The sequence below is a fragment of the Yinghuangia soli genome (assembly GCF_021502675.1).
Lineage (GTDB): Bacteria > Actinomycetota > Actinomycetes > Streptomycetales > Streptomycetaceae > Yinghuangia > Yinghuangia soli.
This window is the reverse complement of sequence record NZ_JAKFHA010000040.1, coordinates 1-12,547: the sequence shown is the minus strand read 5'-3', so window position 1 is coordinate 12,547 and position 12,547 is coordinate 1. Positions and strand designations below refer to the sequence as shown.

The window sequence follows — 12,547 nt, the reverse complement described above, 5'->3', positions numbered from 1 at the left end:
CCCCCCCCGCGCCACCCCCGGCGGGCCCCCCCCCCCCGATCGGGGGGGGGGCCCGACGTGTTGCCTGTCGCAGGCTGGCGGAGGATACGAGATTCGAACTCGTGAGGGGTTGCCCCCAACACGCTTTCCAATTGCTCACCTCGCCGTCCGGCGCGATCCCCCCAGCGTCCTGACCTGCGGTGGAATGGTTGAGCCCCACCCCCACGGACGCCCGCGTACGCCAGTGAATGAGACCAGGACTGAGACCAGGATTGAGACCGGAACAGAGGCCGGGGTCGAGACTGCGGACGCGTGGGCGGGCCGGGAGTCTCGTAGGCCAGGCGTAGTTCCGCGGTCTGGTGGTCGGCTGCGCGCGCCACGCCGCCCACGCTCGGTCCGGATAGCCCGGATATCCAGGACACCGCGGCGATCGTCCCGCCCATGTGCACCCGCCCTGGCGGCTCTTGATCTGGAGGATAGTTCCAGATAGTCATGTCACTATGGATGATCACTCCAGCATGGTTCTCTCGGCTGATGCCCCACCGCCGCTGCGTGAGCTGGCGCGCCGTGCGTCCGGCCTGTCACCCGCCGAGCAGCGGGTGGCGCAGGCGGTCGCCGAGGCTCCGGCCGAGGTGGTGCGGATGTCGGTGAGCGACCTGGCCGCGGCGTCGCAGTCCTCGGTGGGCACGGTGACGCGGTTCTGTCAGAAGCTGGGGCTGCGCGGCTTCCACGACCTCAAGCTCGCCCTCGCCCGCGAGACCGCGCCCACGCACCAGCGCCTGGCGGACGACGTGGTGCCGGGCGACGACGCGGCGCAGATCGCCCGCAAGGTGCTGTCCGGCTCGGCGCGGGCCCTCGACGAGGCCGTCCGGGCCATCGACGCGGCGGCGGTCCAGGCCGCGGCGGAGGCGCTGCTGAGCGCGCGGCGGATCCTGTTCGCCGCGGTGGGCACATCCGCACCCCTGGCCGCCGATGCCGCGTACCGGCTGAGCACGCTCGGCCTGGACGCGGTCTTCCCCGGCGACACCCACCTCCAGCACGTCACCGCCCGCACGCTGCGGCCCGGCGACGTGTGCTTCGCGATCAGCCACACCGGCGCCACCCGCGAGACCATCGCCGCGGTGCGGACCGCGCGGACGGTCGGGGCGACCACCGCCGTGCTGACCAGCTTCGCCGGCGCGCCGATCGCGGAGACGGCTGACCTGGTGCTGGTCGCGGGCAGCAGCGAGACCGCGTTCCGCGTCGAGGCGATGAGCAGCCGCCTGGTGCACCTGGCCCTGCTCGACGCCCTCTACGTGACGGTCGCGCTGCGCCACGGCCCTGCCCGCGACGCCCTCGCCGCGACCGAAGACCTCCTGACCGAACACCGTTACTGAGGACTCGCATGCCTCCCATCGCGCCCCACCCGGCGGCCCCGCCGCGTCTCGATCTCACCGACGTCCTCGTGCTGTTCGACTGGAACGGCACCCTGGTCGACGACACCGACCGCGCCCTGCGCGCCACCAATGCCGTTCTCACCCACCGCGGCCTGGCCGGCCTGACCGCCGAGGACTTCCCCGCCCGGTGGAAGCTGCCGCTGGGCGCGTTCCTGCGTGGCCTGGGCGCCACCGACCCGGAAGCCGCCGAGCAGCACTGGAACCGCGCACTCGCCGCCGAACCCGCGCCGCTGCGGCACGGCGCCGCCCGCATGCTCGACACCCTGCGCGCCCGCGGCGCACGCCTGGGCGTGGTCTCCGCCGCGGGAGCGCAGGCCGTCGCCGACGACATCCGCGACACCGGCCTCGAAGACCGGTTCGACGTCGTCCTGGCCGGGGTCGCCGCCAAGACTTCCGCCCTGCTGAGCCAACGCCCCACCCGCCCCCGGGCCTGCTACGTCGGCGACACCGAGTACGACATCCACTGCGCCCGCGCCGCCGGATACCTCGCCGTCGCCATCACCGGCGGCTACCGCCCCGCCGACGCCCTCGCGGCGGTACGGCCCGACGCGGTCGTCGACGACCTCGACGACCTCGTCGGCGTCCTCACCGCCCTGCACACCAAGACACCCGCGCCCGCGTCCCTCGGAGGAACCCCGGCATGAACCCGCACCTGACGCTCGGAACCGCGCCCGACGACCCCGGCACACTGGGTAGTCCGCCGGCCACCGGGCCCTGGACTCACCTCGACATCGCCGACGACCCCGGCCGGTTCACCTTCGCGCTCATCTCCGACCGGACCGGCCTCGCCCGTCCCGGCGTGTTCGAACGCGGCATCGCGTCCCTGAACCTGCTGCGCCCCGCGTTCGCCGTCCAACTCGGCGACCTCATCGAGGGCTACACCGACGACGAGGGCAAGATCACTGCGGCGTGGGCCGAAATCGACGAGATCCTGGCGCCTTTGGAGATGCCGCTCTTCCACGTCCCCGGCAACCACGATGTCTTCAGCGACCTCGCGCGCAAGCACTGGCTCGACCGCTACGGGCGGCTCCACCACCACTTCCGCTACAAGGACGTCCTCTTCCTCGTCCTCGACACCCAGGACCCCCCGGTCAAGCAGTCCCTCGAAGCCATGAAGAAGCTGGCCGGCAACGTCAAGAACGACCCCGAGGCCCTGCGCCGCCTGGTCGAGGAGTCGATCGACTGGGAAGGCGACCAGGCCGGCGCCCGCGTCTCCGACGAGCAGACCGCCTGGGCCGAGCAGGTCATCCGCGAAAACGCCGACGTCCGCTGGACGTTCGTCCTCATGCACCAGCCCGTCTGGCAGGGCGAGGGCCACCCCGTCATCCACCGGATCCGCGCCGCCCTCGGCGACCGGCCGTACACGATGCTCGCCGGGCACGTGCACAACTACAAGACCGCCGTCATCGACGGACGCGACCACATCCGCCTTGGCCCCACCGGCGGCCTGTGGGTCAAAGCCGAAGGCGACAACGGCAACTTCGACCACGTCACCCTCATCACCATGGAACCCGACGGCCCCCGCATCGCCAACGTCACCCTCGAAGGCCTCCGCGACCACCATGGCAAGCCCCTCGCCTGACCACCGGGCACGGCGCCGAACATCGTTTGTGCGCAAAGGGGAGGAGAGTCTCGCCAGTTGCGGCGCGGGCGGTGGCTGAACGGGCCCACCGCCGTGGCGAGGGCGGCACCCAATACGGGACGGGCTTCGCGCGGGGCCGAGGAGCTTGCGTCCGGCATCGCTCAGATCCAGCCGTCCAGCGACCGGAGGAAACCCTCCAGGTCGTCGCGGTGGATGCAGTGTCCGGTACCGGGGACTGTGTGCAGTTGGTACCCGCGCCGTTCCAACTCGGCGGCGGCCTCCGGAGGGATCGTCAGGCTCGGGTCCGCGAGTTGGACCAGGGAGGGCCGGGCCGGCGGGCCCGGCAGGTAGTCGGCGGCGGAGTCCGGGGCGGTGTCGAGGAGCGCGACGTCGAAGTGGGCGAAGCCGGCCATCTCGGCATCGATGTCGGCATCGGACCAGCGGGGGTTGGCCTCGCGGATGTCGGCCGGGGTGGCACCGGTGACCATGGTGCGCAGGAACTCCCGCATCTCCAGGTCGACCGATACGGGGAGGAACTCCGGGTCGGAGTAGACCGCGCGAGCCGGGCGTAGCCGGTCGACAGCGAGCGACAGCGCCAGCCCGCGCCAAAGGTGCTGGAAACTGCTCGGTCTCTGCGATGGCTTGCCTGTGCTGGTATGCCCGGTCGGCGTTGCGCGTGCTTCGTGCTGAGGGTGATCCGCTTGGCGGCTGCTGCCCCGCGCACGGCGCTGAGGCCGGATGGTCAGCGGGAGCGGTGTCGTGTCTGTGCCATCAGACGCAGCGCGGCTGCTGGGGAGACCCGTGTCAGCCGAGTGCCGCGATGGTGAAGGAGCCGTCCTGCCCGGCGCGGAGGTGGCCGCCTTCGGATTCCCAGGCGGTCTCTGAGGGATCGCCGATGTCCTCCGGGCTGGAGGTGGTCGGGCCGGGCAGACCCATGGTGCCGACGAGCGTGCCGGCGCTGCGCGCGTCGCGCGGCGCCGCTGCGGCCTCCATCATCCGCTGGGCCGCGGCAGGGTCGGTTTCCGGCGGGATGACCAGGAGATCCCAACGTCCCGTGCCGTGCGACAACAGCATGATCTCGTGGGGGTCTTGTTCGGTGAACCAGCCGACCTTGATCAGGCGGCCGGAAGCCGGGACCCGCCGGGGGACTCTCGTCCAGAGCGCGGGGTTCACCGTTGCGCGGGTGATCACGCCTGCTTCTGCCATGGCCCCTGCCAGGGAGGGGAGTTCGTCGGCGAGTTCGCGGGAATGCGGCCACCAAGCCCCGTCGAGCCGACCGGCGGCCTCTCCGGCCGGGGTCAGCGCGATGCGCGGGAGGACAGCAGGGGTGGATGTGGTCGTCGCGAGGGGATTCTCGGTCGAGGTCATGAAGAGGACCTGCCCCCGGAAGGGCGCGAACCCGTCCGGCATCGTCGCTCGCCGGGCACGGCGCCGGTATCGGATCCGGCGTGCGGAGTGCGCCCGGTACCCCCGACGTTACCGCGGCGCGGGCCTGCGCGGGCCTCGGGCGGCGCATGGGTTTGCGCAGGGGCTCCAATTGCGGCAGCGCGCCGCAGGCTTGTCCGGTCCTGCCGGAGCGGGCCGGGCGGCACAGCGCAACCGTGCTTGCGGGTCAGGGTTGTCGGATTCGCCCGCCCTTGCGACCCGTTCGGGGCTATGCTGCCGAGTGGACGTCCTGGACCCCGACGGCACACTGCACCATGATTCGGATGCCCGTCAGCGGCGGACGCTCTGTCCGATCGACTCGCGCATCCCCTTGAAGGGGAACCGGCTGCGCACCACAACCCTGGACCGCCGGCTGCAGCGTTTCACCCGTACCGAACGCACGACCACGCTCGGATCGGTCGACGGTGAGCCGGAATTCCGGAATCCACGCGGTGCGATCCGGCCGGCATCCGTAACGAGGCACCCATGCGCCCTCGACCGCAGCCCTGCGAAGGTCTGGCCATCCGTCCGAGTTCCGGCATCGCCGGAGCTCCGCTCATCGTCGAAGGCGAAATCGACATCGCCTCTGCGGTCCACCTGCGCAGCTTCCTCACCGGATGCCTGCTCGACGGGCATTCCGTCATCGACGTCGACCTGGGAGCAGTGACGTTCTGCGACAGCAGCGGTCTGCACGTCTTCCTGGACATCGCCAAGGCTGCCGCCGAAGCCGGCGGCTGCCTTCGGCTGCACAAGCCGACCCCGATGGTGGCCCGGCTGTTCGCGCTCACTGGGACCGGCACACGCCTCCTCGTTCTCCCGACCTCTGTGCCGCCGCCTCCCGTCGTCCTGCCGGGTACCGCTCTTCCCTATGTCGTCTGCGCGTCGGTCCGATTCATCGGCCAGGCCTCCCGGCGGCTGCCCGGGCCATCCGTCCGCCGCCATGTCAGGGCAGCGGCTCCGCCACCCCGCCACACCGCGGATTCGGCCGCGCCGGGACCGGTCGAGGACACCTGCGTGGACGGGCCGGGTCCATGAACCCGGCCGGTCGGTCGGCCCGGATCCGCGTCCTGGTCGGCGAACACGCAGCCCGGCGGGGTGCCCGCCTCAGCATCGCGGATGTGTGCGGTGCCGCGGTCGCGTCACTGCCGATCCAGGGAGCCGGGGTGTCCGCGATGTCATCGGCCACGGCCAGCCATCCGCTGTGCAGTACCGACGAAGTCAGCGAGCAACTCGAGGAACTGCAACTGACCCTCGGTGAAGGCCCGTGCATGGACGCCTGCGCTCGGGGCACTGCGGTCTTGGCGCCCGACCTGAGCACCGGCGCCCTGGACCTGTACGCGGAGACGCCCGGCGATCTGGGCCCCGGACAGTTTGCCGATGCGGTGGCCTTCGCCGACACCGCTGCACTCCTCCTGCTGGAGAGTCATCCGGCCGGACGGGAAGAACTCTTCCCGTCCGCCGTCGGCTGCTCGCCGGACCTACGTGCCTTGGACCTGACCAGCGAAGACCTGGGCGGCTACCGGGCCGAGATCGAGGCCACCGGCGTGCTCGCCGAGCACCTCGGCAGCGGCGTCGACGAGGCGTTCCTGCGGCTGCGCGCGCACGCCTACACCCACGGCCGCCGACTGGCCGAGGTGGCGCGCGACGTGGTGGCCCGCACCCTGCGCTTTCGGCCGGACCCCGCGCACGTCCGGCCGCACGACCTGGAGCAGCCCGATGACGGCTCCTGACCCTCCGCGGCCCTGCGGTGTGCCTCTGCGCCTCATGGGTCTCCCACCACTGCGGCCCCGACGACGGGGTCGGCCGATCGAGGGTGCTCCCGTGGATGAACGACTCCTGGCCGGAACCTTCGTCGAACTCGCGGACAACCTTGCCGCCGACTTCGACGTCGTCGGCTTCCTGCGCCTGCTCACCGACCGCTGCGTCACCATGCGCGGCGTCGCGGCGGCCGGTGTCCTCCTCGTGGCCCCGGACGGGGCACTGCGGGTGATGGCGGCTTCCGACGAGCGCGTACGCGTCCTCGAACTGTTCCAGATCCAGAACGACGAAGGTCCCTGTCTGGACTGCTGCCGAACCGGCGCACTCGTCACCGCCCCCGATCTGACCGCAGAGACCGACCACTGGCCCCGGTTCGCTGCCGAAGCCCGGCGCAATGGGTACACCGCCGTCCAGGCCCTCCCGATGCGGCTGCGCGCAGACGTCGTCGGCGCGCTCAACCTTTTTCGCGCTGCGCCCGGGACGTTCGACCCGATAGACACATCCGTCGCCCAGGCACTTGCCGACGTCGCCACGATCAGCCTCCTTCAGCAGCGGTCGGCCCGGCGCAGTGACGCCCTCAACGAACAACTCCGGCACGCGCTGGACAGCCGCGTCCTGATCGAACAGGCCAAGGGCAAGCTGGCCGAACGCCACGGTCTCGACATGGAGCAGGCGTTCACCGCGCTGCGCGGCCACGCCCGCTCCCACAACCGCCGCCTGTCCGACCTTGCCCGGGCGTTCGTCGACGGCACCGAGACTCTGGCCGACCCGGAGCGCTGACCGGCGGGGGGACCGCAGGCCGACACCGGATCGGCGAGTGGAGCCGGCCCGGCCCCCAACCGTCAGGCCGCAGGTCCGCCTTTGCGATCGAGGCCGGCGTCGACGAGGATCTGCTCGGCCTGGGCGAGGTTGTCGAGATCGAGGGCCTGGGCCATGGCCTGCCGGGCTTGGTGCTGGGTCGCGTGCGGCGGTATGACGAGCAGTGCGACGAGGTTCCCGTCGTCCCGCGTGAACAGCACGGTGTCGTCGCCGATCGGGAACCAGTCGATGTGCACGAGCCGGCGGTCGATGAACAGATGCTCGGGTACGCCGTCCCAGGCGTCCCGGTCCAGTCCGACCCGGCTGACCGGTGCTATGTGTGCGGACAACGCGGTGACCAGGCCACGCAACTGCGCTCCGATGTCGCGGGACCGCGGCCACCAGGCACCGTCCAGTGTTCCCGGGCGGCCCCCTGCGATCTGCGGCCTGAGAAATATCACGCCCGGGGACACCTGCTGGTGTGTCGTCCCCGGTCCGCGTCCGCGTCGGCGCGGGGTCTCCGCTTCAGGCATGACGCACCGCCTGACCTGTCCACAGAGCTCACGGTGAGCCCTGGTGGGCCGGGAGCGCGCCGCAGTGCGGGCACCGCCTTGAACGTCGTCCGGCCCATACCTACGCTACCCCGGATGCCGCCGGCCATAGTGGCCGGAGTGCGCTTGCCCGCAACGAGGACCGCACCGTGCCTTTGATGTGGCGTGTCCGGGCCAGGCAGCGGGCAGCCATGGTCCGCCAGGCGGACCTCGTCGACCCGGATGGTCTGCAGCCCGTTCTTCCGAGTTCCTCCACGCAGCACTCGCGACAGCGCGCGTCCTACGGCATTGCGGCTTCGCGAGCACGGCGCGGGGGCCCGCCACGGGCGGTGCGGCGTCAACGCGGGACTCGGCGAAGGTGCCGCCCCGGCACGGTCGCCCGCCGGTATCGGCAAGAGGAGGTGCCGACCACCTGAGTGCATCAGCATCCTCCGCGGAGCGAACGGTTGTCGCGCTGCCGGGGACTGGGGCGGTAGGCCTCACAGTAGTCGTGCCCGCACACAACGGATAGCCCGGCGCGTAGCCCGTTCCGGGAAGTCGGCGTTCCCCGCTGCGGCGGCCGGCTCACCTGCCGGGATCGCCCCGCGGTGGATCCCCGTAGGATGGTCTTGTCCGGGGCAACCCGTATTCCGGTGGTCAAGCCGGTTTCGTCCTGGAGGAATTGCTCTTCTGGATGCGCCATTGCCGCTGCGTCCGGAGCAAGGTCTGGTGCCCCCGTGCCGCTCCACCCGCCGCCTCCGTCCCCGCCCGCCCCGCCTCCTCGCACTTCACCCGCCCTGACCGTCGCCGACGCCATGGACGGCTGGGATTCCCCGGTCGGTACGGACACCACCGTCGACGAGGCCTTGGCGATCTTCGCTGCACTGCCTGCCGCGTCGTACCTGCTCGTTCTGGACGAGGCCGGTCGATGCGAGGGGCTGGTGACACGCGCGAGCCTGGCCGCCTTCCTCGCTCGGTCCTGGTACAGCGAGCGCACCCCGGTCCGCGACACCCACCACCAGCGCGGCCCTTTCGCGTGGCCCGCCATGCCGCTTGCCCTCGCGGCCGAATCCATGCGCGTCAAACGCCAGGACGTCTGGCCGGTCACCGACGACGACGGCCGAGTCCTGGGCGTCCTCACCGCTCGCGCGATTCGGGAAGCACTCCACGCCGGCACCTGACCGGCCATCCGGCTGCCAGGCCCGCCCGCTGACGGGTCGGGCGCAGTACGGTGGGGAGGCAGGGGATACCTCGTACGCGGACCTACGCTGTCGCGTCGTCCCTGGCGGAGCGAATGTCGGGCTGAGGCCCGGGTACCGGCGGTGGGCATGACCCCCGATCGATCTCTCGTGGCCCCACGGGCCGCACAGAGCGACTTTTCCGTACTTTCGAAGCAGGTTGCCGAAGCGGGGTTGCTGCGGCGACGGCCCGGCTATTACACCTTGCGCATCGGCGCGATAGCGGTGGCGTACGCCGCGGGGTGGGCGGTCTTCGCCGTCGTCGGGCGTTCGTGGTGGCAGCTTGCCGTTGCCGCGCTTCTTGGCGTCCTCTACGCCCAAGTCGCCTTGGTTGCGCATGATGTGGCGCATCGTCAGGTCTTCCGGCTGCGGCGTGCCAGTGAGATGGCAGGACGCGTTGCCGGCAATCTGTGCGTGGGCATGAGCTATGGATGGTGGCAGGACAAGCACACCCGCCACCACGCCAACCCGAACCACGAGGGCCTCGACCCCGACGTCGCCCCGGACATCCTGGTGTGGTCGACCGGCCAGGCTCGCGCCGCTCAGGGCATCGCCCGGCGGATCGGCCCGCTCCAGGCGTTCCTCTTCTTCCCGCTGCTGACCCTGGAGGGCTTCAACCTGCACGTGTCCAGCGTCCGCGCGCTGTTCCGACCGGCACTCCGGCGCAGGGGCGTCGAGGCGGCACTGCTGGGGATCCACATCGCCGGATACCTCGCCGGGCTGCTGGTCGTCCTGGGGCCTTGGGGCGGGCTGGTGTTCCTCGTCGTCCACCAGGCGGTGTTCGGTGTCTACCTCGGCTGCACGTTCGCGCCGAACCACAAGGGCATGCAGATGCTCACGGACGCTGACGACCGTCCCGATTTCTTGCGCCGCCAGGTCCTCACCTCGCGGAACGTACGCGGCGGCCGACTGGTCGACGTCCTCCTCGGCGGACTCAACCACCAGATCGAGCACCACCTCTTCCCCAACATGCCCACCCCGCACCTGCGCCGGGCCCGCCCCATCGTCAAGGCGCACTGCGCTCGACTTGGCATCTCCTACGCCGAGTCAGGGCTGTTCGCTTCGTATGCGCAGACCCTGCGGCACCTGCACCGGGCCGCCGCACCCCTGCGCCGCCCGGTCGCACGACAGGCCTGAGGCCCGCGACCGGGGACGGCAGACTTGAAGCTGTAAAAGCTCTCGGTCTCGGGCAGGGCGTCGCCGACCGAATCCACGCGGCGCGCCCCGTGCAGGCCGTTGCCGTCGGCGTCGCCGACACACTGAACCGGTCGTCCGCCTGGCCCTGGCGCCGGTAACTCAAGCCCGCTCGTGACCGCGAACTGGGTGGTACGGGCCCGAACGAGCGTGCACCAAAGGGTGCGCGAACTGCGCGTGTTGGCGAGAACCGCAACCAGGATTGCAACCAAGACGACGTCAGCCCCGACCTGGCGAGAGGTCGGGGCTGACGTTTTGCCTGTTCAGGCTGGCGGAGGATACGAGATTCGAACTCGTGAGGGGTTGCCCCCAACACGCTTTCCAAGCGTGCGCCCTAGGCCACTAGGCGAATCCTCCGCCGGACAGCTTACCGGAGGGATGGGGGTGGTCGCGCACGGGTATTCGGGTGGGGGTCGATCGGGGTGGGCGGCGCGCGGTGGGGGCCGGGTCGGGTACTGTTGGGGCGGACCTCCCGCGTGGCGGCATCCTGCTGAACCCCCCCAGGGCCGGAAGGCAGCAAGGGTAAGTGGGCTCTGTCGGGTGCGCGGGGGGTCTTTTGCTTTCCCGGTGCGGGTGGTGCCCGACGCGGCTTGGCTTCGGATGTCCCTCCACCCGGCTATGGTCGTGGTCGTGTCGCTTGCCCTCTACCGCCGCTACCGGCCCGAGACCTATGCCGAGGTCATCGGGCAGGAGCACGTGACCGAACCGCTCATGCAGGCCCTGCGGAACAACCGCGTGAACCACGCGTACCTGTTCAGCGGGCCGCGAGGCTGTGGCAAGACGACGAGTGCGCGCATTTTGGCGCGGTGTCTGAACTGCGAGCAGGGCCCCACACCGACCCCGTGCGGGGTGTGCCGGTCGTGTGAGGACCTGGCCCGGGGCGGGCCGGGCAGTATCGATGTGATCGAGATCGACGCGGCGTCGCACGGTGGTGTGGACGATGCGCGCGATCTGCGGGAGAAGGCGTTCTTCGCGCCGGTCAACTCGCGCTACAAGATCTACATCATCGACGAGGCCCACATGGTCACGTCGGCGGGCTTCAACGCGCTGCTCAAGGTGGTCGAAGAGCCGCCGGAGCACCTGAAGTTCATCTTTGCGACGACCGAGCCCGAGAAGGTCATCGGGACGATCCGCTCGCGTACCCACCACTACCCGTTCCGCCTGGTGCCGCCGGGTGTGCTGCGCGACTACCTCGAGAAGGTGTGCGGCGACGAGGGCGTCGCGGTCGAGAAGCCGGTGTACCCGCTGGTCGTGCAGGCCGGCGCGGGGTCCGTCCGGGACTCGATGTCGGTGATGGACCAGCTGCTGGCCGGCGCGGACGAGCAGGGCGTGACGTACGCCATGGCCACCTCGCTGCTGGGCTACACCGACCGGGCCCTGCTCGACGATGTCGCGGATGCCTTCGCAACGCGGGACGGGGCCGCGGCGTTCCAGGTGGTCGACCGGGTCATCGAGGGCGGTTTCGATCCGCGCCGGTTCGTGGCCGATCTGCTGGTGCGGCTGCGCGACCTGGTGATCCTCGCGGCGGTGCCGGACGCGGCGGACAAGGGGCTCGTCGACGTCCCGGCCGATCAGCTGGAGCGCATGGTCGCGCAGGCCAGGTCCTTCGGGCAGGCCGAGCTGACCCGGGCCGCGGACATCGTGAACACCGGGCTGACCGAGATGCGCGGCGCGACGTCGCCCCGGCTGCAGCTCGAACTCATCTGCGCGCGCGTGCTGTTGCCCGGGGCCGGTGCGGGCGAGCAGGCCTTCGGTGCGCGGCTCGACCGGCTGGAGCGCCGGGTCGAGCTCGGCGTGCCCGGCGGAGCCTCGCCGGTCGCGGCGGGCCTGGCGGGCGTGGGACGGATGCCCGCGGACTTCGACGATGCGCCGCCGCCCGTGCAGCGGCCCGCGGCGGTACGCCCCGCGCAGCCGGCCGAGCCGGTCCAGGTGCAGGCGGCTCCGGCCGCGGCTCCGGTCGCCGCTTCCGTGCCCGGCCCGGGTACGGGTGCTGCCCAGCCGGAGGGGCGTGCGCCCGGCGCGTGGCCGTCCACGTCCCGTCCTCCGCAGCAGCAGAGTGCTCCGCAGCCGGTGGCCGCGGAGCCGGCGGCTGCGGCCTCGGGCGGATACGCCCCGGCATCGCCGCAGGCTGCGCCGGCCGCCCCCGCGGCAGGCGGTGGCGGCGGTGGCGGCGGTGATGTGAACCGGGTCCGCGGGATGTGGCCGCAGATCATAGAGGCCGTCGCACGCCGCAAGCGGGTCACGTGGATGATGCTGCAGCGCGCGGGTGTGGCCGGTTTCGACGGCAAGACGCTGCAGGTGTCGTTCGAGCATGCCGGTGCGCGCGACGGGTTCGTGAACAGCGGGCACGACGAGGTGCTGCGGCAGTCCGTGCTGGACGCGTTCGGCGTCGACTGGCGGATCGAGGCCATCGTCGACCCGGGTGCGGGCGGCTCGGGCGGCCAAGGAGGCTCGGGCGGCTCGGGCGGCTCGGGCGGCTACGGCGGAAGCGGCGGCGGCGGTGGCCGTGGCGGCTACGCGCCGCCGGCTGCCGCGCAAGGCGCGCCGTCCGCCGCGGCGGGCTTCCCGTCCGCGCAACCGGTGCAGTCGGCGCAGGCTGCGCCGATG

The 12,547-nt window shown here is 71.5% G+C and carries 12 protein-coding genes, 2 tRNA genes and 1 other RNA gene; 10 read left to right on the top strand and 5 right to left on the bottom strand.

The annotated features are described in order from the left end of the window. Window positions 1–75: 75 nt before the first annotated feature. Window positions 76–162, bottom strand: a tRNA-OTHER gene (locus tag LZ495_RS37395). A 335-nt stretch (window positions 163–497) separates the two neighbouring features. Between LZ495_RS37395 and LZ495_RS37390 the strand changes: the two genes are divergently transcribed. From LZ495_RS37390 to LZ495_RS37380, 3 genes are read left to right on the top strand one after another with little or no spacing between them, the layout of a single operon-like run. Further along, complete coding sequence (locus tag LZ495_RS37390) at window positions 498–1,355, top strand: MurR/RpiR family transcriptional regulator (RefSeq protein WP_235057632.1); 858 nt, start codon at window positions 498–500, stop codon at window positions 1,353–1,355. Between the two features lie 8 nt (window positions 1,356–1,363). Then, window positions 1,364–2,059, top strand: a complete 696-nt coding sequence (locus tag LZ495_RS37385; RefSeq protein ID WP_235057631.1) for an HAD family hydrolase — start codon at window positions 1,364–1,366, stop codon at window positions 2,057–2,059. Next, complete coding sequence (locus tag LZ495_RS37380; protein WP_235057630.1) at window positions 2,056–2,997, top strand: metallophosphoesterase family protein; 942 nt, start codon at window positions 2,056–2,058, stop codon at window positions 2,995–2,997. Before LZ495_RS37385 ends, LZ495_RS37380 begins: the two co-directional genes overlap by 4 nt. Before the next feature lie 161 nt (window positions 2,998–3,158). Here the strand turns inward: LZ495_RS37380 and LZ495_RS37375 are convergent, their stop codons facing one another. Both LZ495_RS37375 and LZ495_RS37370 read right to left on the bottom strand, forming a co-directional pair. Beyond that, entirely contained in the window at window positions 3,159–3,506 is a 348-nt protein-coding gene (locus LZ495_RS37375) for an alpha/beta fold hydrolase (protein WP_235057629.1), read from the bottom strand. A 295-nt stretch (window positions 3,507–3,801) separates the two neighbouring features. Further along, window positions 3,802–4,365: a DUF5994 family protein gene (locus LZ495_RS37370; RefSeq protein WP_235057628.1), complete on the bottom strand. Its 564-nt coding sequence runs from the start codon at window positions 4,363–4,365 to the stop codon at window positions 3,802–3,804. Window positions 4,366–4,908: 543 nt separating this feature from the next. Here LZ495_RS37370 and LZ495_RS37365 point away from each other — a divergent pair. The 3 genes from LZ495_RS37365 (at window position 4,909) to LZ495_RS37355 (ending at window position 6,960) form a co-directional block, all read left to right on the top strand. Then, window positions 4,909–5,457 carry an STAS domain-containing protein gene (locus LZ495_RS37365; RefSeq protein WP_235057627.1) on the top strand — a complete coding sequence of 183 codons (549 nt, stop codon included), beginning with the start codon at window positions 4,909–4,911 and terminating at the stop codon, window positions 5,455–5,457. Then, window positions 5,454–6,152: an ANTAR domain-containing protein gene (locus LZ495_RS37360; protein WP_235057626.1), complete on the top strand. Its 699-nt coding sequence runs from the start codon at window positions 5,454–5,456 to the stop codon at window positions 6,150–6,152. The genes LZ495_RS37365 and LZ495_RS37360 overlap by 4 nt, the downstream gene beginning before the upstream one ends. A 91-nt stretch (window positions 6,153–6,243) precedes the next feature. After that, complete coding sequence (locus tag LZ495_RS37355; RefSeq protein WP_235057625.1) at window positions 6,244–6,960, top strand: GAF and ANTAR domain-containing protein; 717 nt, start codon at window positions 6,244–6,246, stop codon at window positions 6,958–6,960. Window positions 6,961–7,022: 62 nt separating this feature from the next. On the opposite strand, the gene LZ495_RS37350 is transcribed toward LZ495_RS37355, so the two are convergent. After that, entirely contained in the window at window positions 7,023–7,439 is a 417-nt protein-coding gene (locus LZ495_RS37350) for a DUF5994 family protein (protein WP_308268698.1), read from the bottom strand. An 884-nt stretch (window positions 7,440–8,323) separates the two neighbouring features. Here LZ495_RS37350 and LZ495_RS37345 point away from each other — a divergent pair. Both LZ495_RS37345 and LZ495_RS37340 read left to right on the top strand, forming a co-directional pair. Next, complete coding sequence (locus LZ495_RS37345; protein ID WP_235057623.1) at window positions 8,324–8,689, top strand: CBS domain-containing protein; 366 nt, start codon at window positions 8,324–8,326, stop codon at window positions 8,687–8,689. A 147-nt stretch (window positions 8,690–8,836) separates the two neighbouring features. Then, the gene (locus LZ495_RS37340; protein WP_235057622.1) at window positions 8,837–9,883 is read left to right on the top strand and encodes a fatty acid desaturase family protein; all 1,047 of its coding nucleotides are present in this window, start codon (window positions 8,837–8,839) and stop codon (window positions 9,881–9,883) included. A gap of 326 nt (window positions 9,884–10,209) precedes the next feature. Here LZ495_RS37340 and LZ495_RS37335 read toward each other — a convergent pair. Then, window positions 10,210–10,297 (bottom strand) — tRNA-Ser (locus tag LZ495_RS37335). 106 nt (window positions 10,298–10,403) lie between these two features. Between LZ495_RS37335 and ffs the strand changes: the two genes are divergently transcribed. Next, window positions 10,404–10,500, top strand: an RNA gene (ffs, locus tag LZ495_RS37330) — signal recognition particle sRNA small type. A 58-nt stretch (window positions 10,501–10,558) separates the two neighbouring features. After that, a partial coding sequence (locus LZ495_RS37325; protein ID WP_235057621.1) for a DNA polymerase III subunit gamma and tau occupies window positions 10,559–12,547 on the top strand: 1,989 nt, incomplete at its 3' end.